17 protein-coding genes are annotated in these 22,434 nt (G+C 62.2%); 10 read left to right on the top strand and 7 right to left on the bottom strand.

All coding sequences use genetic code 11. The features are described from left to right. Positions 1-425 precede the first annotated feature (425 nt). Together M0D67_RS17760 and M0D67_RS17755 are read right to left on the bottom strand one after the other, a co-directional pair. Entirely contained in the window at positions 426-719 is a 294-nt protein-coding gene (locus M0D67_RS17760) for a hypothetical protein (RefSeq protein ID WP_154567413.1), read from the bottom strand. 255 nt (positions 720-974) lie between these two features. Further along, on the bottom strand, positions 975-3,173 hold the full coding sequence (locus M0D67_RS17755) for a LamG-like jellyroll fold domain-containing protein (protein WP_266239313.1): 2,199 nt from the start codon (positions 3,171-3,173) through the stop codon (positions 975-977). Between the two features lie 799 nt (positions 3,174-3,972). Here M0D67_RS17755 and M0D67_RS17750 point away from each other — a divergent pair. The 7 genes from M0D67_RS17750 to M0D67_RS17720 all read left to right on the top strand — a co-directional run bounded on the left by M0D67_RS17750 (position 3,973) and on the right by M0D67_RS17720 (position 11,138). Further along, entirely contained in the window at positions 3,973-4,431 is a 459-nt protein-coding gene (locus M0D67_RS17750) for a DUF2501 domain-containing protein (protein ID WP_266239312.1), read from the top strand. A gap of 19 nt (positions 4,432-4,450) precedes the next feature. Continuing rightward, positions 4,451-5,668, top strand: a complete 1,218-nt coding sequence (chrA, locus tag M0D67_RS17745) for a chromate efflux transporter (RefSeq protein WP_266239311.1) — start codon at positions 4,451-4,453, stop codon at positions 5,666-5,668. A gap of 216 nt (positions 5,669-5,884) precedes the next feature. Further along, on the top strand, positions 5,885-6,055 hold the full coding sequence (locus tag M0D67_RS17740) for a hypothetical protein (protein ID WP_166618380.1): 171 nt from the start codon (positions 5,885-5,887) through the stop codon (positions 6,053-6,055). A 106-nt stretch (positions 6,056-6,161) separates the two neighbouring features. Further along, positions 6,162-6,674, top strand: coding sequence for a sigma-70 family RNA polymerase sigma factor (locus tag M0D67_RS17735; protein ID WP_171928377.1), 513 nt, complete (start codon positions 6,162-6,164; stop codon positions 6,672-6,674). A gap of 11 nt (positions 6,675-6,685) precedes the next feature. After that, positions 6,686-7,690 carry a FecR domain-containing protein gene (locus tag M0D67_RS17730; protein ID WP_266239310.1) on the top strand — a complete coding sequence of 335 codons (1,005 nt, stop codon included), beginning with the start codon at positions 6,686-6,688 and terminating at the stop codon, positions 7,688-7,690. A 116-nt stretch (positions 7,691-7,806) separates the two neighbouring features. Further along, the gene (locus tag M0D67_RS17725; protein ID WP_266239309.1) at positions 7,807-10,308 is read left to right on the top strand and encodes a TonB-dependent receptor; all 2,502 of its coding nucleotides are present in this window, start codon (positions 7,807-7,809) and stop codon (positions 10,306-10,308) included. Between the two features lie 68 nt (positions 10,309-10,376). Then, positions 10,377-11,138 carry a hypothetical protein gene (locus M0D67_RS17720; protein WP_171928380.1) on the top strand — a complete coding sequence of 254 codons (762 nt, stop codon included), beginning with the start codon at positions 10,377-10,379 and terminating at the stop codon, positions 11,136-11,138. A 329-nt stretch (positions 11,139-11,467) separates the two neighbouring features. Here the strand turns inward: M0D67_RS17720 and M0D67_RS17715 are convergent, their stop codons facing one another. Then, positions 11,468-11,755, bottom strand: a complete 288-nt coding sequence (locus tag M0D67_RS17715) for a DUF4148 domain-containing protein (protein ID WP_266239307.1) — start codon at positions 11,753-11,755, stop codon at positions 11,468-11,470. 290 nt (positions 11,756-12,045) lie between these two features. On the opposite strand from M0D67_RS17715, the gene M0D67_RS17710 reads away from it, so the two are divergent. Genes M0D67_RS17710 through M0D67_RS17700 form a run of 3 tightly spaced genes read left to right on the top strand, consistent with a single transcriptional unit; the run spans position 12,046 to position 18,019 of the window. Next, positions 12,046-15,291, top strand: a complete 3,246-nt coding sequence (locus M0D67_RS17710) for an efflux RND transporter permease subunit (protein ID WP_266239306.1) — start codon at positions 12,046-12,048, stop codon at positions 15,289-15,291. A 19-nt stretch (positions 15,292-15,310) separates the two neighbouring features. Beyond that, positions 15,311-16,543 carry an efflux RND transporter periplasmic adaptor subunit gene (locus M0D67_RS17705; protein ID WP_154565909.1) on the top strand — a complete coding sequence of 411 codons (1,233 nt, stop codon included), beginning with the start codon at positions 15,311-15,313 and terminating at the stop codon, positions 16,541-16,543. A gap of 27 nt (positions 16,544-16,570) precedes the next feature. Then, entirely contained in the window at positions 16,571-18,019 is a 1,449-nt protein-coding gene (locus tag M0D67_RS17700; protein WP_266239305.1) for an efflux transporter outer membrane subunit, read from the top strand. Here the strand turns inward: M0D67_RS17700 and M0D67_RS17695 are convergent. The 4 genes from M0D67_RS17695 to M0D67_RS17680 all read right to left on the bottom strand — a co-directional run bounded on the left by M0D67_RS17695 (position 18,000) and on the right by M0D67_RS17680 (position 22,373). Then, a complete protein-coding gene (locus M0D67_RS17695) occupies positions 18,000-19,583 on the bottom strand; it encodes a heavy metal sensor histidine kinase (protein ID WP_154565907.1) in 1,584 nt (527 codons plus the stop codon). The two genes, M0D67_RS17700 and M0D67_RS17695, sit on opposite strands and share 20 nt — an antisense overlap. Next, positions 19,583-20,260 (bottom strand): heavy metal response regulator transcription factor, encoded by a 678-nt coding sequence (locus M0D67_RS17690; RefSeq protein ID WP_154565906.1) that lies wholly within the window; start codon positions 20,258-20,260, stop codon positions 19,583-19,585. Before M0D67_RS17690 ends, M0D67_RS17695 begins: the two co-directional genes overlap by 1 nt. 150 nt (positions 20,261-20,410) lie before the next feature. After that, positions 20,411-21,322, bottom strand: coding sequence for an ABC transporter ATP-binding protein (locus M0D67_RS17685; RefSeq protein ID WP_171928386.1), 912 nt, complete (start codon positions 21,320-21,322; stop codon positions 20,411-20,413). 79 nt (positions 21,323-21,401) lie between these two features. Continuing rightward, a complete protein-coding gene (locus M0D67_RS17680) occupies positions 21,402-22,373 on the bottom strand; it encodes an ABC transporter permease (protein WP_266239304.1) in 972 nt (323 codons plus the stop codon). Positions 22,374-22,434 lie beyond the last annotated feature (61 nt).

Below are 22,434 nucleotides of genomic sequence, written 5' to 3'. Positions count from 1 at the left end.
CGTCCTCGGCTACGTTCGCGATGACCGCCGAGCTTCATTAATCAGCGTTTCCCTAGGCTAATCGGGATTCGAAAAGGCAAAGCATGGATTGGTCGTACGTAATCGCTAAACCTCCTTTCCAGGTCGAAAGTTCGCGGGCTTCCGTATCAGCGATAGATGGGGTAGACGTTCGCTCTGGACTGCCGATTCAGTTATAGACCTTCGGCGACCCGACAGTGATTCCAACTGTCGATGAAAGCAAATTCAAACAGACCACCGAATCGAGCGTTCCGAGGGCTCCTTCTCACCCTACCGTGGCGATTCGAGCCTAGCTTGCGGAAGGCCAAATTGCATCGAGCAGAGACGCTTGGATCGCGTGCGATCAATGCCAGATGCACCGGTGATGCGCGCCTGCCCAAAGGTTTATTGCAGAGACCGGCGGGCGCTCATAGTTTTGAGTCCTGGTACAGCGTATCGCGGGGGAAGAACATGCGCGGCTCAAGAGGTGGCAACCTCACGGTCGCTCCTGCCGCAGTCAGTTGGACATTGCAGGTCTGATCGATCTGCTTACCTTTCCTGTAGATGAATGCGCCGGGGCCGCCATCACATTCGGCAGTGTGTTGGACGAGGCGCATTTCACGCCCATTCGAAAGGGATCTCGTGACGACGAACCCGTCCGCGTAGGCTGTGGTCACGCCGACGAGGGCGGCTACTCCGATTACGACCTTCGGAATCAGCATGATGAGATCTCCGGGCGCGGCTGCGTGGTGCATTGGCTGGAGCCGATGCGTATTAATCATATTAGATCGCGCAGCTTGCAAATTCCAACATCGACCTATGTTCAACCGGCGCAAACGTCTGGCTTGGGATACGTGCTCAGGAAATTCCTCTACCGGCACTTTGATATGATTCGGGCGATTGTGGGGCTGGGACAGAAACCCAGCCGCACGGATGCCGACGCGCTCACAGAACGTCGACATCCGCCCAGCCTGTCGCTACGCCGAAATCAACGCCGCAATCTGCTCCGCACTAAGCGCGTTGCGGTAGATGCGAAACTCATCGATCAATCCGTTGAAATACGGATCGGCTGAAAATTGCGATCGCCCAATCCAGTTCTGGTTCGTGCTTTCCAGCCGGAACGGCGCAAACGACGTCGCCGTGTTGGAGCCGATCTCCGCACCGTTCAGATACAGCGTACCGACGCTGCCCGATAGCGTCACAGCGACGTGCGCCCACTGCCCGGTAGGCAGCGCGACATTGCCATTAATGTCCTGCTCACCGGAGCCACCATTAAGCGTGATAGCGAAGCGCGCGAATCCGTTATTGGCGCGCGGGGTCAGCATCATGTAGCGGCCCGTGCCTGAACCGAAATCAAATACACGTTCCCAGGTCTTCGCTGCGTTCCAGTACACCCACGCCGCGATCGTAAAGTCCGACACGTCGGCCACGAAGTTGTCCGGCAGGCTGACATAACCCGTGCTGCCGTCGAGCGACACGGCATTGCCCTTCTTGCCGACCGCCCTGCTCGCACCGCCGACCAGCGTGCCGGTATGTCCGTTCCCGCTCGAATCCGCCGCACTGGTGCCACTGCTTTCGTCGAATGCCAGGTAGGTCTGCAGTTGCACCGCCGTGGTCACAACGGCCTCGTTTGACGCAGCCGATTCGCCGACCGGTGTCACCGCGGTCACGACGTAGTAATAGGTCCCGGCCGCAATACCGCTGTCCGTATAGCTGAGCAGATCGGTAACACCATTCGCAATGGACACGTAGGGTCCGCCCGACGTGGTGCCGCGCTTGACGTTATAGCTCGTCGCGTACGCCGTGCCCCACCACGACAGGATGACGTGTCCTGCGCTTGCGATCGCGACGAGTGCGCTTGGCGCTGCACCGCTTGCGATCGCATCCAGCGTGCAGGTCAGCGTCCCGTAGCCCAGTTGGTCGTAGCCGCCGCTGTTCGGTCCATAGTTGCCTCCGCCACCTTCGGGCTGGACCAATGTCGCGAACTTCTGCGTGTAAGGCGCGGCCAATCCCTTGCGATTGACGTAGTGGTTGTAGACCAGCGCCCAGCAAGGCCGCACCGTCCCCTGAGCCGAGGTCGAAAACACCGTCTGGTTCACGTTGTCTACATTGTTGTAGCGGACATAGGGCACGGTATAAAAGGTCGTGCCCGACTCGATCAGGTTGCTTTTCGCAACGTACTCCGCCCCCATGAGGAACCGGTTGTTGTCGTAACCGTAGAGATCGACACCCTGATTCCAGGCCATTTCGCAGATCGCTCCCCCCAGCGCGATGCCGAGCGTGGCGTGTCCCTGGTCACGCCCTGACTCCTGCCATTGGCCCAGGTAGCCCGGATGGACGTAGTAGACGGCCTGCAAAATCGCGCCGTTGCCCGCGCCGCTTTTGAAGTACGTGACAGCTTCATCGAATAGCGACTGGTCGTCGCACAGCACACCGATAGCCATGATCGATGCCACGTTGCACAGATCCCAGTTGGCCCAATAGTGAGTCACCTCGGTGTTGTTGTGCCGATTGATGAAATCGTGGTTGATCGGATAGAAGACGTTGCGCATCATGCTCTGGAAGCGCGCGAAGTCGGCCGTCGCCCAGCCTGAATAAACGCGCATGATTTCACCGGCATTGGCGAATTCATAGCCGTAGATGCCGGCCGCGAGATCGGCGTTGGTATCGCCGCCGATCCCGGTCAACGTCGACGACCAGGCGTTCATGATCTGCACCGCCTTGTCGGCATAAGCGGTGTTGCCCGAGACTTTCCAGCGCAATGCGCATGCGTACGCCGCCGCGACGTCATTGAACAGCAAGGAGTAGTTCTGCGAATGCACTCCGTCGCTACCCCGATAGACGACCGCCTGTGGGCGCGGTGTCCACGACAGGCTTGCATGACTGTTCGAGATCAGGATGTTCCAGCTATCGATCCAGGGAGACGCTTGCGCCGTGACCTTCTGGCCCATCCGATCGAAGTCGGCTTGGGTATGCAGCAGACCTGGATGCACAAACGCGCTGGACGACGAACTGCTCAATACTGCAGCTCGTGATGCGGCCGCCGACAGCGATGACTGGCCCCCCTGAGCCGACGATGGTCCTCCACCGTCGCCGCCGCAAGCGGACAGGGCCAACGCGCCCAGGCTATACAGAAATGTGCGACGCGAAATGCCCTCGGCGATTTGTTCCTGCATCGCCACGGTGTCGGAATGTCCAGACCGTGTTTCAGGAGCGTCTGAATTTACGTGTGCTCGTTGTGTATCGACCTTGCTCGATTTCGATCTCGTCATGCGCTTCTTCACTCCCGATGAGACGGTCCCGATGGTCGATTCATGAAACCATTCCGGGCGCCGTCAGTAGTTGGCAAACGTTTGCTTTTGCGGCCGCGATGTGTGCCGTCCGCACTCATCGGCGGACAACATCATTGCGGCCTCTTTCCCTGCTGCAGTTCAGTGAATGCTATTGAAGAATTCACACGTCTCGTGACACGCGCGTCGTGGCAGCCTGATTAATTTCGACCAACGATGACTAAAAATGCGGAATTAAATTGGCATCAGCGACGCCGCCGTGCCTATGTCATCAATTACAGCGATTGGCAATGCAGACACCGTGCGGATCGTGCTCGCCTGTACCGCGAGGCTGGATCAGATGTGATGACGAAACCTGCTGATGATCCCTGCTTCCTCAAGGTATACGGCCGAATTCACTCAGCCTGAAGGGTGAAAAACGGGTTCTTTATACAGGTGAAGATAATTTATTGCGGGAGATGTATGTTCAAAAAAATATTCAATAAAAAATAAGGAAATCCTTATATGGAAATCAGGATTAACTCACATGAAAATTAAAAATCTCATATTGTGGGCGCTGCCGTATATGGCGATGAGTACCGGTTACCCATCGCGCATGACAACATTTAACGTGACAACCCAGTCTGTCGCCCGTCTGAAAGGCACTATAGTAGGAGGACTTCCAGCCAGCAGAAGGAGTTCGAGTATGAAAGTACGCACGCATCGCGTCGCAGCTACAGGTATTTTGATCGCAGCATTGCTCCCTGTCCCGGCCGCCCAGGCGCAACTCGGCAACCTGCTCAACCAGGGCTCGGGTGGTGGATCGTCCGGTGGCCTCGGGAGCCTCGGCAGCATGGGGAGTGCCTTGTCAGGCCAGTCATTAACTTCCGGCAGCACCAGCAACGTCGCGGGTGTGCTCGATTTCTGCATCAAGAACAACTATCTCAGCGGCAACAGCGCATCTTCGGTCAAGGACTCGCTGATGAGCAAACTCCCGGGCGGCTCAAGTTCGGCCTCGTCCGACAGCGGCTATACCAACGGCGCCAAGGGCATCCTGAGCAGCGGCGACGGCAAGCAGCTAGACCTGAGCGGCGGCGGACTGAAGGAACAGGTCACGAAGCAGGTCTGCGACAAAATTCTCGCCCAGGGGAAATCCTTGCTTTGAGCGGGTGTGGAACATGTTCATGCAGAACGCAGAATCCGACACGCCCCTCGACGTGCCAGCACACAGTTCGCCATGGAGCCTCTTCTGCATTTTCCTGCGGCTCGGCCTGACCTCGTTCGGCGGCCCTGCCGCACATCTTGGCTACTTCCGCGACGAGTTCGTCAAGCGCCGCCGTTGGCTCGACGAGCACACGTTTAGCGATCTGGTCGCGCTGTGCCAGTTTCTGCCGGGCCCCGGCAGCAGCCAGGTTGGTATCGCGATCGGCCGTTTTCGTGGCGGCATCGCGGGTGCGCTGGCGGCCTGGCTCGGCTTTACGCTGCCGTCGGTGTTGTTGATGGTCGCGTTTGCCTACGGCTTTACCCATCTGGCGGAGGCGAACGGGCTTCATCTGCTGCGCGGCCTCAAGCTCGCGGCGGTCGCCGTCGTGGCGCAGGCGGTCTGGTCAATGGGACGCACGCTGTGCCCCGACCGCGCCCGCGTGACGATCGCGGCGGCGTCGGCCATCGCGGTTATCGTGCTCGGTGCAACTTACGGCCAGATCGCATCGATCGTCGTGGCGGGCATCGCCGGCGCCCTGCTTCTCAAATCGTCGACCGAGGTGCCACGTGCGCCGCTCGGCATGCCCGGCACGAAGACCGGCGCGCTTCTTTGCCTCACCCTCTTCGGGCTGTTGCTGTTCGGCTTGCCCGCGGCGGCCGCCTTGTTGCATGCCTATCCACTCCACCTGTTCGCGGCGTTCTACCGGGTCGGCTCGCTGGTGTTCGGCGGCGGCCATGTCGTGCTGCCGTTGCTGGAAGCGGTCGTCGTGCCGCGCGGCTGGCTCTCGACCAATTCTTTCATGGCCGGCTACGGCGCAGCCCAGGCGATACCGGGGCCGCTGTTCACTTTCGCGGCGTTTCTAGGCGCCGCCAGCACGGGTTACCCGGCGGGCATAACCGGGGCGCTGATCGCCACCGTCGCGATTTTTCTGCCGTCGTTTCTCCTGGTCGGCGCCGCGTTGCCGCTATGGGGCGAACTGCGGGCATTCGCGTCGATGCGTCGGGCGATGGGCGGCATCAACGCTGCCGTGGTCGGCATTCTGCTCGCCGCGCTCTACGATCCCGTATGGACCAGCGCGGTGCACAGCGGGCGCGATTTCGCGCTGGTCATTGTGGCGCTCGCGTTGCTCGGCTGGTGGCGCCTACCTTCATGGGCCGTGGTGCTGCTCACGGCGCTGCTCGCGTGGTGGATCGTCTGAATCCCGGTCCGCCATCGTTACCCGCCTGAAACGGCGGATGCATCGAGCTCAGGCGCGAAATCTGCTGCTCGATAGACCCGTTGATCGCATGTGCCGGATTCGTCCCGCTGCAAGCCAGTTCGGGCAAGCGACTGCAACGGCCCAATCGGGGCGACCGGTAAAGCTTTCCATAGCAGGCAAGCTGGTCCCGTCCGACGAACGAAAAGGAGAAAAACGATGACCCTGCTCATTTATCTCGCAGGTTGGATCATTCTGATCGGCGGTGTGGCGTGGGGATTGATGGCGCTGCATGTCGCACAACATACGATCGCGATCGTGGCGGTCATCATGCTCGGCCTCGCGGTGATCACGGGTGCCACCCGGGCCCGTAACCGCGACCGGTCATAGCGCCGGGCACGTTCGCATTTCCTCCTTACATTTTGTCATGCTATGATGCGAATCATTCTCATTTACAAGAGCGCCGCATCCATCGATCCGGCGCGTCCGGTAGGCCATGGCGGCAAACGAATCGGCCCTGCATCACGAGATGCAGGCGCTCTACAGCAATCATCACGGCTGGCTCCACGCGTGGCTGCGTAAGAAGCTCGGCTGCGCGCATCGCGCGGCCGACCTTGCGCACGACACGTTCGTGCGTTTGCTCGCCCGCGATGAACCGCTCGCCCTGGAAGAGCCGCGTGCGTTCCTGACGACCGTCGCGCAACGCGTGATAGCCAACTACTGGCGTCGCGAGCAGATCGAGCGCGCCTATCTGGAAGCATTGGCACTCGCCCCCGAAAGTTTTGCGCCCTCGCCTGAAGACCGTGCGCTGCTTCTCGAAGCACTGTGTGAAATCGACAGTCTGCTGGAGCGGCTGCCTGTCGCCGTCAAGCGTGCGTTCCTGCTGGCCCAGCTCGACGGCTTGAGTCATGCCGAGATCGCCGCGCAACTGAAGCTGTCCGTCTCGACCGTGAAACGCCATCTGGTGCGCGCCGGCGCGCAGTGTTTCTTTGCACTCAGCGCGGCCTGACGGATCGACGGATGAACGCGAGCGCGCGACCCGATATTCCGCAGCACATCGCCCTGCGCGCCGTGGAGTGGTGGATGGAGCTGCAATCCGGCGACGACACGCGCGCGCAGCAACTCGCGCTGGCGCGCTGGTGCGCGGAGCATCCCGATCATGAGCGTGCATGGCAACACATCTGCAGCGTCAGCAGCCGCTTCCGGGGCCTCGCTGAAACAGGCACGGACAACGCAGACACAGGTGGCGCGGCGGCCGCACGCGCTGCACTGACGCGTCCCGGCTCGGCGAAGCGCCGCGCGAGTGTCAAAGTCCTCGCGACCCTGCTGTTCGCCAGCGGCACGACATGGATTGCCGGTGAACACGTGCCGTGGCGCGCATGGAGCGCGGATGTGCGCACCGCACTCGGTGAACGCCGCACCATGACGCTTGCCGACGGCACCCGCCTGACACTGAACACCGACAGCGCCATCGATATCCGTTTCAGCAGCACCGAGCGCCGCGTGCGCCTGATCAAAGGTGAAATCATGATCGCGACCGGTCACAGCGACAGTGAGCGGCGGCCGTTCATCGTCGAGACCGCGCAAGGCAGTTTGCAGCCCTTGGGCACGCGCTTCGCCGCCAGACAACAGAGCACGCTCTGCCGCCTCGATGTGTTCGAAGGCGCTGTGCGGATCAATCCATTCGATGCCCCCGGCCTCGCGCCAGTCGTCCATGCCGGCCAACGCGCCCGCTTTACGCGTGATGACGTCAGCGCACTCGAGCCGATCAGCGAGAACGACGCAGCATGGACGGATGGTCTGATCGTCGCGAGCGGCATGCGGCTCGGCGACTTCGTGAACGAGCTCGACCGCTACCGCGCGGGGCATCTGAGCTGCGATCCCTCAGTGGCCGGTTTGCGGCTTTCGGGCACCTTCCCGCTCGCCGACACCGACCGCGTGCTTGACACCCTGGCGAGAACCTTGCCGATTGAGGTCGTATTCATCACGCGCTATTGGGGTAGCGTGCGCGCGGCTCGCTCTTAAAACCGACCTGCGCTACCGGCGCCGAAATTTTTTCGTCTGTTGTGAGCTGTTTTCGAATCTCGCGTGACAAGGGAGATGAGAGCAACACATCGTCTACCTTCCTGCGAGCTTTGAACATGGGACAGCATCGAAAGACCGGCGCCGGCAATGGCAGCCGTAGCAGCCGTGGCGCCTCGCGCGCGCGGCAGCCGGCACACTTCGCGCGGCATATTGCTACGGCCGCGCTGATCTCGGCGGGACTGCCGTTCAATGTCGTGCTGGCCGCCGATGCGCCATCCGCTTCGGCGGCGTCGCCGCGCAAGAGCTACGACATTCCGGCTGGCCCGCTCGAAGCGGCGCTCAATCGCTTCGGACGCGAGAGCGGACTGCTGCTGTCGTTTCCGGCGGCGCTGACCGACGGCCGCATGAGTGAAGGCCTGCGCGGCGATTACGGCATAGGGGAAGGCTTCGATCGAATCCTGCGCGGCACGGGGCTCGGCGCGGTGCAACAGTCCAATGGCAGCTATACGCTCGTGCAGCGCGCTGAGCCGTCGGCGGACAGCAGCAACGGGCGCGGCACCACCCTCCCCGCCGTGACCGTCAGTTCGTCGACGGTGAAAGCCGGCAGCTACCGGCCACCTGTCGACGCAGTGGTGACGCGTTCGGATACACCGGTGCTCGACACGGCCCAGGCCGTCAACATCGTGCCGGCCCAGGTATTGCACGACCAACGTCCGCGCAATCTCGACGACGCGCTCGCGAACGTGAGCGGCATCGTGCAAGGCAATACGCTGGCCGGCACGCAGGACACTTTGCTCAAGCGCGGCTTCGGCGGCAATCGCGACGGTTCGATCATGCACAACGGCATGCCGCTCGTGCAGGGGCGCGCGCTGAACGCGGCCGCTGACAGCGTCGAAGTACTCAAAGGCCCGACTTCGCTGCTGTATGGAATCATGGACCCGGGTGGCGTTGTCAACGTGGTGAGCAAGCAACCCTTGCTCAAACCGTATCACGCGATCTCCGTGCTCGGCTCGACGTACGGACACGGCCGCAATGGAGCCGGCGCGACCTTCGATACGACCGGGCCGATCGGGGACGCCGGCCTCGCCTACCGGCTGGTCGTCGATCAGACCGACGAGCAATACTGGCGCAACTTTGGTGAGCATCGCGAGACGCTCGTGGCGCCGTCGCTCGCATGGTATGGACGCGATACGCAGGTGGTGGTGTCGTACGAATATCGAAAGTTTCTCTATCCGTTCGACCGCGGCACGGCGCTCGACCCGAAGACCAACAAGCCGCTCGCCATCTCGAGCCGCGAACGTCTCGACGAACCGTTCAACGAAATGGACGGCGAATCGAACCTCGCGCAGATCAGCGTCGACCATCAGATCAACGCCAACTGGAGGGCGCACTTCGGCTACAGCTACAACCGCGAGACCTACGACGCGGGCCAGTTACGCGTGCAAGGCATCAACAGCACGACCGGCGCCGTGTCGCGCAGCAACGATGCGACGCATGGCGCGCTCAGCACGGACAGCTACGCGATCGCCTATGTGGACGGCCATTTCGACATCGCCGGTTTGCGCAACGATTTGCAGGTCGGTGTCGACGACGAATACCGCCGCATTTATCGCAAGGACTTGCTGCGCCAGGCCACGAAATATCCGTTCAACTATTTCCATCCTGTCTACAGTCTGGAGAGTCCGTCGACCACGGTGTCGGCGAGCGACAGCGATCAGACCGACACGCTGCACGACCGCTCGCTTTTCTTCCAGGACAGTTTGCACCTCACCGACAAGTGGATCCTGATCGGCGGCGCGCGTTTTCTGAGCTACAACCAGATCGCGGGAAAGGGCCGGCCATTTGTCGTCAATACCGACATTAACGGCACCAAATGGCTGCCGCGCGCGGGCGTGGTTTACAAATGGACCGACACGGTGTCGCTATACGGCAGCTATACGCAGTCGCTCAAACCGACTTCGACAATCGCGCCGCTCTCGTCGGGTGTGGTAATCGATTCATCGGTGCTGCCTGAGGAAGCCACCTCGTGGGAGCTCGGTGCCAAAGTGGCGATGCCCAACGGCCTGAGCGGCACGCTGGCGTTGTTCAATATCGACAAGAAGAACGTGCTGGTGCAGCAGTACAACGACACCACCAAGCAGACCGACTGGCGCACGGCCGGCAAGGCGCGTTCGCGCGGCGTGGAACTCGACGTGGCCGGCCAGATCGGCCAGCACTGGAGCGTAATCGCGAGCTACGCGTACATCGACGCGAAGACCACAGAGGACCCGCTTTACGCCGGCAAGCGGTTGTGGAATGCGCCGCAAAACACCGCATCGCTTGCGGCGGTGTATGACTTCGGCACGATCTTCGGCGGCGACCAGTTGCGCGTCGGCGCCGGCGCGCATTACGTCGGCCCGCGCCCGGGCGATTCGGCCAACAGCTTTACGCTGCCGGCCTACACCGTCGCCGACGCCTTCGCCACGTACGAGACGAAACTTGGCAATCGGCATCTGTCGTTCCAGCTCAACGTGAAAAATCTGTTCAACAAGACTTACTACCCATCGAGCGTAAACAAGTATTTCGTGTCGGTTGGCGACGCACGTCAGGTCTCTTTGCTGTCGACGCTCGAGTTCTAGGCCGTGCCGCCATCGCGCCTTGCACGTAATACACGCATTCACTTGATCAACACGGGACAGGAATCGTCATGAAACTTCAGAATCGCCGCACTGAACAGAGATCAGCGCCCGTACGTAACCGCCGGAGATTTCTCACCGCAGCAGCGGGCCTTGGCGCCCTGCTGGCTGTCGCGACACCTGCTGCGCGAGCGGCAACGAGCGGGCCACGCACGGGCAAGAAAATCGTGATGGTCGTGCAACTCAACGGGCCGAGCCTGGCTGTCGACCAGAAGATCGCGACACACCTTGAAGCGGGAGGTTATAGCGTGCGCACGCTGGACCAGGCGCAACCGCCGGAGGCAGTCGGCGATGCGGATCTCGTTGTTATTTCATCGACGGTTTCATCGAAACAGGTAGTGGGTGGCTGGCGCTATCTGGCCAAGCCGTTGTTGACATGGGAGAACGATTTACTCGATGACTTCGCGATGACGGGCAAGCGTCACGACGTCGATTTCGGCGAAGCGGAGAAAGAGCGTTACCTGTGGCTGGTTAACGCACCGCACCCGATCGCAGCCGGTTTGCCGGCAGGCGTAACGAACGTATATGGCAAACAGGCCGCGATGAGCTGGGGCAAACCAGGCTTGGGCGCGACGACGATTGCGACGTTATATGGGCAACCGGAGAAGGCGGCGATCTTCGCGTACGAGAAGGGTGCGACGATGGACTACGAGTCGCTGGCCCCGGCACGGCGGGTGATGTTTTTCCTGAACAACGACACCTTCAGCAACTTGTCGCCGGCGGGAAACAGCCTGTTCGACGCAGCGGTGGATTGGGCGATGGGTTTGAGTTGAAGAACACGGGCCACCGCGCCGAATAGAACGCGGGCGCGAAAAACGTAGTGGGCGGTTTTAAGAAGTACGCTTCGGCGCGCGCAGCGCCGCCGGAAGTATGACGCCCTTGTCACTGGCGTATGAGGGTGCACGAACCCAGATTCCAGATGCACCACTACCCTGTGCGAACTACGGGACCCGCTTAGCAGGAGTGGTTTGAGCTGCTTTCTCTTGCCTACTTCTCTTTGCAGCCGGCAAAGAGAAGTAGGTGCCGCCCCGCACAGGGGCAACGCTAATAGACCAATAGCAAATCAAGGAAAGGCCAACACCGCGGGAGTCCAGACACAGCATCAATTCGACGCCGACTCTGTTTGAGCCGCTGGCACACCTGCCGTCTTGGTAGCGTCAGCGCCATTCCCTCCATGCTGAATAGCATAAATCTCCCGATTCCGCGCAATCTCCGTCGCCGAAGGCGGATAGTCATTATTCCGCACCGGCACGAGCCCTTCAGCCTGAGCCTGCTTCAGCTGAGCAATGACCTCAGCGCGGGTCAATCCCGACGGACTAGATTGAGCAAAGGCAGTAGCCCCAAACGGCAGACTAAGAGCAGCAACAGCAATGGCGGTAAGCAATTTCATGATGTCTCTCCGAAGATGTGCAAGAAGTGAGTGGCTTGAACCACGCTTCCCATTGTTGCCATTTCATCTGTCGGAGCACTGACCTTCGGATTACCGTTTTGTTATCTACGCACCGCGCGTAAATCAGAACAAAAAACCCAAACCCCAGATAACAGAACGGTAATCTAGCGGACCATCAGCGGTAAGCGCCCTAACCCCACACTCCTGACATACGAAGAAGCCCGCGCCCCGCGCCATCAGGCGCATCAAAAACCCGCGCGCCTCCCTCAGCCTCTTTTCAGGAAACCGCCATGTGGATCGTCAAGCTCGCGCTGCGCCGCCCATATACATTCGTGGTCCTCGCGGTGTTGATCTTTATCGTCGGCCCTCTTGCGATACTGCGCACGCCGACCGATATCTTTCCGAACATCGACATCCCGGTGGTCAGCATCGTCTGGACGTTTAACGGCTTTTCCGCCCAGGATATGGCCAACCGCATCACCTCGAACTACGAGCGCGCGCTGACCTCCGACGTCGACGATATCGAGCATATCGAATCGCAATCGCTGAACGGCGTCTCGGTGGTGAAGATCTTTTTCCACCCCGGCGCGGACATCAATCGCGCGATTGCCGAAGCGGCCTCCAATTCCGCGTCGATCCTGCGCGTGCTGCCGCCTGGCACGCTGCCGCCGAACATCATCACGTACAACGCGTCGACGGTGCCGATCCTGCAGCTCGGACTCTCCAGCGACACGCTGTCCGAACAGCAGCTCTACGACCTCGGCAACAGCCAGATCCGCACGCAACTCGCGACGGTGCAAGGCGCGGCGGTGCCGCTGCCGTTCGGTGGCAAGGTACGGCAGATCATGGTCGATATCGATCCACGCGCGCTGCAGGCTAAAGGGCTTGCCCCGCTCGACGTGGTCAACGCCGTCAACGCACAGAACCTGATTCTGCCGGGCGGCACCGCCAAAATCGGCACGAAGGAATACAACGTGCAGATGAACGGCAGCACCGACACGGTAGCCGCGCTGAACGACCTGCCCATCAAGACGGTGGCCGGTGGTGTGGTGTACGTACGCGACGTTGCCCATGTGCGCGACGGCTATGCGCCGCAAACCAACATCGTGCGCAGCAACGGCAAACGCGCCGCATTGCTCACCGTCGAGAAATCCGGCAGCACGTCCACGTTGACCATCATCCAGCAGGTCAAGGCGATGCTGCCGCATATCGCGGCGGGTTTGCCGAGCGCCTTGCATATCACCGCGCTGTCCGATCAATCGGTGTTCGTGAAGTCGGCCGTGATGGGCGTGGCGCGTGAGGCAGTGATCGCCGCAGCCCTGACCGCATTGATGATCCTGCTGTTTCTCGGCAGCTGGCGCGCCACGCTGATCATTGCGGTGTCGATTCCGCTTGCCGTACTGACCTCACTGATCGCGCTTTCCGCGCTCGGCCAGACCATCAACATCATGACGCTCGGCGGGCTCGCGCTCGCGGTGGGTATTCTCGTCGACGATGCCACCGTCGCGATCGAAAACATCACGCACCATCTGGAGAACGGCGAGCCGCTGCACGACGCGATTCTGAACGGCTCGGGCGAAATTGCCGTGCCGACTTTCGTCTCGACACTGTCGATCTGCATCGTGTTCGTGCCGATGTTTCTGCTCTCCGGCGTTGCCCGCTATCTATTCGTGCCGCTCGCCGAAGCGGTGGTGTTTGCGATGATCGCGTCGTATTTCTTCTCGCGTACGCTGGTGCCGACCCTCGCGATGTATCTGATGCGTGCGCGCAGCAAGGCGCCAGTCACGGGCAACGGCCCGATTGCACGCCTGATCCGCTTTCAGGCCGCCTTCGAACATCGCTTCGAAAGGTTGCGCGAACGCTATCGCGGCGTGCTCGGTTCGGCTATTGCTAGCCCGCGCCGTTTCATCGCGATCTTTCTGCTGCTGTGTATCGGCTCGCTCGCGCTGGTGCCATTTTCCGGCCGGGATTTCTTCCCCGCTGTCGATACCGGCGAAATCCGCCTGCATCTGCGTGCACCGACCGGTACGCGTATCGAGGACACCGCGCGCATTACCGATGAAGTCGAAGCCCGTGTGCGCAGCATGATCCCGAAGCAGGAACTCGCAGCCATGCTCGACAACATCGGCGTGCCGGTGAGCGGCATCAACCTGACCTACGATTCATCCGACCCGATCGGCCCGGAAGACGCTGACGTGATGATCACGCTAGCAGCCGGACACAAACCCACCGCTGCCTATGTGGCGACGCTGCGCACGACGCTCTCCAAAGATTTCCCCGGCGTCACGTTTGCCTTCCTGCCCGCCGATATTGTCAGCCAGATTCTCAACTTCGGTTTGCCTGCGCCGATCGATATCCAGATCGTCGGCAACAAGCTCGACGCCAATCGCGTCGTGGCGAACCGCTTGCTCGCTCAACTGCGCGGTGTGCGCGGTCTCGTCGATGCGCGCATCCAGCAACCGGGCGACGAACCCGCGATCAATGTGAATGTCGACCGTACGCGAGCGATTCAGGCCGGCCTGTTGCAACGCGACGTGTCGCAGAACCTGCTGATCGCGCTCTCAGGCAGTTCGCAGACCACGCCGAATTTCTGGCTCGATCCGCACAACGGCGTCAGCTATCCGCTGATGGCGATGATGCCGCAGTACGACATCAACTCGCTGCAGGCGCTGGCCAATATTCCGGTCGCGCAGAACGGTGGCGCAAGTGCGGGCGTGGCGACGGCGTCCGCTGCGGCAACCGGCAACGGCCCCGCTCCGCAGAACCTGCTCGGCGCGATAAGCACGCTGACACGCGCCTCCCAGCAAGCCGTCGTCTCGCACTACAACGTGCAGCCGGTGCTCGATATTTTCGCTTCGGCGCAAGGGCGCGACCTCGGCGGCGTGGCGGCCGACGTGAACCGCCTCGTCGATCAGATCCGGCCGCAATTGCCGCCGGGCGCGTCGATCGTGGTGCGCGGCCAGGTGCAGGCGATGCACGACTCGTTCAGCGGCCTCGCAAGCGGCCTCGTGTTCGCGATCGCCCTCGTCTATCTGCTGATGGTCGTCAATTTTCAGTCGTGGCTCGATCCGTTCATCACCATCAGCGGTTTGCCGGGCTCGCTCGCGGGGATTGCGTGGATGTTGTTCAGCACGGGCACGACCGTTAGCGTGCCGGCGCTGACCGGCACCATTCTGTGTATCGGCATTGCCACGGCCAACAGCATTCTTGTAATCAACACCGCACGTGAATTCCACCACGGCGGCAAGCCGCCGCTGCAGGCCGCGCTCGAGGCAGGCTTCAGCCGCTTCCGTCCGGTGCTGATGACCGCGCTCGCGATGCTGATCGGCATGCTGCCAATGGCCCTCGGCCTCGGCGACGGTGGCGAACAGAACGCGCCGCTCGGCCGCGCGGTGATTGGTGGCCTTGCGCTTGGCACGGTGTCCACCTTGCTGTTTGTTCCGGTCGTCTACGGGATGGTGCATGCGTGGCTCGACAAACGCCGCGCGGCTCGCACTGCCGCAGAAGAATCCCGCGTTCCCGCCCGCACACTTTGACTCCGACGAGAACTAGCTCATGAACAATCCATCACTTCCGCCGGACCTCGGCGACAGGTCTGAACCGGCTGTTGAGGCTGATCGAGCCGCCAACATGGCCTCAAGCCCGAAGCCGGGCCGTCGCGTGTGGCCGTTCGCATTGGCTGGCCTCGCAGCGGCGTTGCTGATCGTCGGTATCGTGCCGCGTCTGCACGCAAGCGCAGCGCTGACACAACAGACGCAAGCGCAAAGCGTCCTCAGCGTGTCCGTGGTCGCGCCACGCCCCGCGCCGGCCGTCAACGAGTTGCTGCTGCCCGGCGCGGTAACACCATTCGCCGAAGCATCGATCTATGCGCGCACGAGCGGCTATCTCGGGCACTGGAACACCGACATCGGTGCCCAGGTGAAAAGCGGCCAGACGCTCGCCACGATCGACGCGCCCGATCTCGACGCACAACTGCGCCAGGCCCGTGCCGACGAAGCCACCGCGCAGGCCAACTTCGACTTCGCGAAGACCACGGCGCAGCGCTGGCAGGAGATGCTGAAAACGCAATCGGTCGCGCAGCAGGACGCCGATACGAAAGTCAGCGACATGGAAGCGCGTCGCGCGATGCTGGCGTCGGCGCAGGCCAATGTCGCCCATCTCGCCGAGCTGGTGTCGTACGAGAAGATCACCGCACCGTTCGACGGCACGATCACCGCGCGCAACGTCGATGTCGGCGCACTCGTGACGGCGGGTGGCACACCCGGCACGGCGGGTATGTCGGGCGAACTGTTTCACATCCAGCAAACCGGCGTGCTACGCGTGTTCGTCGACGTGCCTCAGAACGACGCGCCCTACGTCACGCCCGAGACCGGCGTTTATCTGACCGCGCAGCAATATCCCGGACGGCACATCGCCGCAAAGGTTGCGCGGACAACCGGCTCGATCGATCCGTCGAGCCGCACGCTGCGCGTCGAGGTCGACGTCGATAACAAGGATGGCGCGGTGATGCCAGGTGCTTATGTGCAGGTGCATCTGCAGTTGCAGTCGACCACACCGGCGCTCGATCTGCCGGTGAGCGCCCTGCTCTTCCGCCCCGACGGCGTGACGGTCGCCGTGGTCGACGGCAATGGCCGTGCGGCGCTCAAGACGGTGCACATCGGCCGCGACTTCGGCACGCAAGTGGAAATCACCACAGGCCTCGCGGCGACCGACCGCGTGATCGATAACCCAGGCGATTCGCTGAGTACCGGCCAGCTCGTGCAGATCGCGCCGGCCACGCATAGCTGAGCGCCAGTCATCGAAAGGACGAGCCGAATGTCTCCCATATCTCTTCCACGCCCGTTGTTCCGCCGTTCGATCGTGGCCACGCTGATCGGCGCACTGCTGAGCGCCTGCTCGACTTTGCCGCCGTACCAGCGCCCCACCGCAGATATCCCCGCACAGTACGCCGGCGCGGCGCCTGGCTGGACCCAGGCCGCACCTGCCGACGCCGCACCGCGGGGCCCCTGGTGGACGATCTTCAACGATCCGGTGCTGAACCAGCTCGAAGCGCGCGTCGACGTGTCGAATCAGACCGTGCGCAAGGCGGTCGCGCAGGTGCAGCAAGCGCGCTCGATGGTGGATTACCAGCGTGCCGGTTTCTTCCCGACCGTCACTGCCGGTGTCGCCCAGAATCGTTCGAGAACCTCGCAGAATCTCGTGGACCGTGCGCTGGCGGGCAAGACCATTCCCGACTATTCGGCCGGCGTATCGGCGAGCTGGGAGCCGGATCTGTTCGGCCGCGTGCGCGATAGCGTGACCAGCGCGAAGGCCGATGCTGAGGCGAGCGAAGCGGATCTCGAAGCCGTGCGTCTGTCGATGAGCGCCGATCTCGCAGTCGACTATTTCTCTCTGCGCTCGCTCGACACGCAAAAGAAGCTGCTCGACGACAGTGTGACCGCCTACGCCGCCGCCTTGAAGCTGCTGCAGCAGCAACTGAAAGACGGCGCGATCGATGCCTCAGCGGTCGCTCAGGCCACCACCCAACTCGAAGCGACGCGCACGCAGGACACCGACATCGACGTGACGCGCGCGCAGATGCAGCATGCGATTGCCACGCTGATCGGCGAGCCCGCCTCCACCTTCACGCTGCCGCCGAACGGATCGGCTGCGACGCCGCCGGCCATTCCCATAGGCGTGCCGTCGCAACTGCTCGAACGACGCCCCGACATTGCCGCTGCCGAACGGCGCGTGGCGTCGGCGAATGCACAGATCGGCGAGGCGCACGCGGCCTTCTTCCCCGATCTGGTGCTGTCGGCAAGCGCTGGGTTGGAAAGCACCTTCTTCGCGCCATGGCTGAGCGCACCGAGTCTGTTCTGGTCGCTCGGATCGCAACTCGCCGGCACGCTGTTCGACGGCGGCCGGCGCACGGCCACTCTGCATGGCGCGACGGCGCAATACGACGGTACGGTCGCCGACTACCGGCAATCGGTGTTGGTGGCCTTCCAGCAGGTCGAGGACAATCTGTCCGCCTTGCATTCGCTCGCGGACGAAGCCGCCTGCCAGCAGCGCGCGACCACGGCCGCGGATCTGTCGCTGCGGCTCACGACAAACCGCTTCAACGCGGGCGCGGTTAGTTATCTCGATGTGGTGACCGCGCAAACCATCGCGCTGACGAACGAGCGCACCGCGGATCAGATTGCGGCGCGGCAGTTGGAATCGAGCGTACTGTTGTTAAAGGCGCTGGGTGGGACGTGGGATGGCCCTAAACCCGCCGGAACGTAAGCACGAACCGCGTGCTCTGCGCGTCGCTCTCCGCATGCACCGTGCCGCCGTGCAACTCCATGATTGTGCGGACGATGGCAAGCCCGAGCCCCGTCGAACCCGTGGACCCTTGCGACACACCGGACGACGGCAAGGCGCTGCGCGACGGATCGACGCGATAGAAACGGTCGAAAATCCGTTCGAGGTGCTCGGCGGCGATCGGCTGCCCCTGGTTCGACACGGTGATACGCACCGAATCGGCCGATGCGCGAACATCGAGCGCGATCTCGCCGCCGCGTGGCGTGTAGCGAATCGCGTTGGCGAGCAGATTGCTGACGGCGCGACGAAACAGTTCGAGATCCGCCGTCAGCGTCGCCGCACCGGTGACCTGCACCCTGACATTCGCATCGTCAGCGATGCCCTCGAAGTATTCGGCGATCCGCGTCAGTTCCTGCCCCGCCTCGAACGCGCGCATATGTTTGACGAACTGCGGATGCTCGGCGCGTGCAAGAAACAGCACGTTTTCGATCATTCGGGAGAGCCGGTCGCACTCTTCCAGATTCGATGCGAGCAGGGATTCATATTCGTCGGTGGAGCGTGGCCGGGCAAGTGCGACTTCGGCGGCGCCGCGCATGTTGCTAATCGGTGTGCGCATATCGTGTGCGAGGTCGGCCGTGAAACGCGACAGGCGCTGAAAGCCGTGATCGACGCGTTCGAGCATGGCATTGAGCGCGCTTACCAGTGCTTCAAGTTCGCTCGGCACGCGCGCCACCGTGACCCGCGTGTTCAGGCGATTGACCGTAACGAGGCCCGCACTCGCCGCGATATCGCGCAAGGGCCGCAAGGCGGCACGAATCAGCAGATAGCTCAGCAGCATCGTCAGAATCACGCCGGCTGCGCCTGCCAGGTTGAGCTTGTCGCGATAGCGGTCGAGTAGCCGCCAGCGGTCGCTCATGTTGCGCGCAATCAACACGGTCGCGGTGTCGCCGTCGTGCAGCCGCGCGTCCGCGAGGATGCCGCGGATCGGTGCACCGTTGCGGCCGGTCCAGTTGCCGATATCCACGTCGGTGATGCGCGCCGCAGCGGGAATGCGCGTGAGCGGCGGCAGCGCGGCGATCGTCTCGACGCCGCCAGCTTCAGCGGTCTCGCCGGGGTCGTGGATATCGCTTGCCGCGCCTCCTTCGCCCGTTTCGCTTGCCGCATTGGGTGCAACGGAAGCATCAGGCGCATTTGAAACTGCCGAGGCAGCCCCGGTCGCCGCGTCACCCTGCGGCGCAAACGTCTCCCCGGCGTTGTGTTCGATCGACATACGCCCATCGGGACCGAACACCTCCATCGACATCGCTTCATTGCCCAGCACGATGCTGATCAACCGGTCACCGTGCTCGCGAATCCCTTTCGGCGTAGCGAGCTCCTCGGCGAGCCGCCGTGCGTGGCGCGCCGCCAGCACGATGTCGAGGTCGTCCTGCGCCTGGATCTGCTTCCCCAGCGCAAGGTACAGAAAACTCCCGGCGAGCACGAAAACCGCGAGCGTGGTGACACCGAAGGCAAGTGTAAGCGTCGCGGCGAGCGAGCGGCGGCGCATCAAGCGGCGTCCTTCAATTCGAGCACATAGCCGACGCCGCGTACCGTGTGAATCAGCTTGACGGGAAAGTTATCGTCGATCTTGGTGCGCAGCCGGCGGATCGCGACTTCGACGACATTCGTGTCGCTGTCGAAATTCATGTCCCACACATAGGACGCGATCTGCGTGCGGCTCAGCACTTCGCCCTGGCGGCGCGCAAGCAACTGCAGCAGCGAAAACTCGCGCGGCGTGAGGTCGATACGCACGCCGCCGCGTTTCACGCGCCGGCGATTGACGTCCATTTCCAGATCGCCCACCTTGATCAGTTCGCTTTCGCGCGGCGGCCCCCGGCGCGCCAGCGTGCGCACCCGGGCCAGCAATTCGACGAAGGCGAAGGGCTTGACGAGGTAATCGTCTGCGCCGAGTTCGAGGCCGCGCACGCGGTCGTCGACGTCGTCACGGGCGGTGAGAAACAGCACCGGCGTGGTACGCGTGGTGCGCAAGGTCTTGACGACGGTCCAGCCGTCCATGCCGGGCAGCATCACGTCGAGCACGATCACGTCGTACTCTTCTTCCTGCGCGAGGAGCAGCCCTTGTGGGCCATCGTTCGCGACATCGACCGCGTAGCCGGATTCTTCCAGGCCTTTCTTCAGATAAGCCGCTGTTTTGAGCTCGTCCTCGATCACCAGGATTCGCATGGGAGTGCTCCGCTGTGCTTGACCCTAAATCATACCGGCAAGCGGAGCGTCTGGTGATTACGATTCGGTAATGTTGGCCGGGGACGGCAGCCGGCCATACCCGTTCGCACAACGGCAAATGGCCACTCCCGGCTCAAGCGCGCTGCGTTCCTACTCGACGTTATCCGTCACATCCGTCATCCGGACCATATGCGGCTTGACGACATCGTCTTCCTCGTCCGCAGCCGTGGGTGGATGAATCAGTGCTTCGAGCCGCGCCTTGGTAGCAAGAAATTCCGGCGACGTGGCCTGCGAATAGTCGCGCGGACGTGGCACCGGCACCTCGATCAATTCCTGCACCTCGCCGGGATTTGCCTTCAGGACCAGGATGCGGTCGGCGAGAAAAATCGCTTCGTCCAGATCGTGCGTAATGAACAGCACGGTCACATCGATATTGCGCCAGATATCGAGCAAATGCGTCTGCATCTTCGCGCGGGTCTGCGCATCGAGCGCGCCGAACGGCTCATCCATCAGCAGAATCCGCGGCCGGTTCGCGAGCGCGCGAGCAATCGCCACGCGCTGCTTCATCCCGCCGGACAATTGATGCGGATACGCGTTGGCGAACTTCGTCAGACCGACCAGATCGAGCCATTGCAGCGCGTCGCGCTCAGCGTGCATGCTGCTGTGGCCGTTCATCTTCAAGCCGAACATGACGTTCTTTTTGACCGTCAGCCACGGAAACAGCGTGTAGCCCTGGAACACCATGCCGCGATCGGCGCCGGGCCCCTCTACCGGCTTGCCGTCGAGCAACACGCTGCCGCTCGTTTGCCGCTCGAGGCCCGCGAGAATGCGGATCAAGGTCGACTTGCCGCAGCCCGACGGTCCGATCACGCAGACGAACTCGCGCCGATGCGTTTTGAAGCTGATGCCGTTCAATGCGGTGCACTCGCCTTGCGCGCTCTCGAAGCGCTTGTCGAGATCGCGAACTTCGAGGATCACCTCGCGCGACTTCAGGCGGTCGAAACGCTCACGCACCGCTTCGGACTGGATAAGGTATGACGGAATCGGTTGCGGATTTAACATGATTGAATCCTTGAATGCGGTGCAATGAGGTGCTGTGCGCTGCGATGTGTGGCATCAGGCCGTGGCGCGATCGGTCCCGCTACGCCTTGAGCGTGCGGTCCCACGGAAACAGCTTGCGGCCGACATAGGCCAGCACGAGATCGGTGCCGAGTCCGATAATCCCGATCATCATGATCGCCGCATAGACGTTGTCGAAATGCTCATAGCGCGCCTGCTGCGTGATGTACCACGTGATACCGGAACTGGTACCGACCAGTTCCGCCACGATCAGATACGTCCATGCCCAGCCGAGCAGGATGCGCTGGTCGCGGTACAGGTCGGGCAGGATGCCGGGAATCACCACATGCGTTAGCAGCCTGAGTTTCTTCGTGCCGAGCGTCATTGCCGCTTCGAACAGGCCGTACTCCAGCTTGCGCGTGGTGTTCGCCACGATCAGCACCTGCTGGAACAGCGTGCCGATCACGATGATGGCAATCTTCGGACCGTCATAAATACCGAGGATCGCCACCATCAGCGCACCGAACGCGGGCGCCGGCAAGTAGCGGAAGAACTCGAAAAACGGCTCCTGCAGCCGCGCAATCGCGCTGTAAGTCCCGCAGACGATGCCGATTGGCACGCCGATCACCGACGACAGCAGAAAGCCCCAGAAGATCACCTGAATGCTGTGCCACAGGCTTTGATGCAGCCATACGCCGTCGCGCGACGCAGGGGGCGTCGTGAACGCGGTGTAGAACGCACGCAGCACTTCGTGGGGCGCGGGCAGGTAGACCGGGTTGACCGGCTCGCCCGTCGGCAATGCCGTGTGGCCGGCTTGCGCATGGCTCAGTTCGTCGGCGAACACGTCCTTGTCGACGCGCATGCCGGGCTGGAAATAGTCGACGCTGCCCGGGCTCTCGACCAGCACCTGCGGATGCCAGACGAACGGCACGTAGCTGACGATGCACCATACGAGAACCGGCAACAAAAACGAGCCGAAGCCCAATAGCCACTTGCCGCGTGCGGAGAGTTCGCGGCGCACCGCGAACCAGTCGCTTCTGTTAATTACGGTCATGGGATTCTCCGGGGCAGCGTTCGGTGTCGGAACTCGATCCGCCTGACTTGCAGCGCGACTG

The sequence above is a fragment of the Paraburkholderia sp. SECH4 genome (genome assembly GCF_030511745.1).
Lineage (GTDB): Bacteria > Pseudomonadota > Gammaproteobacteria > Burkholderiales > Burkholderiaceae > Paraburkholderia > Paraburkholderia madseniana.
The sequence above is the reverse complement of the archived record's forward strand: the minus strand, read 5'-3'. Positions and strand labels throughout refer to the sequence as shown.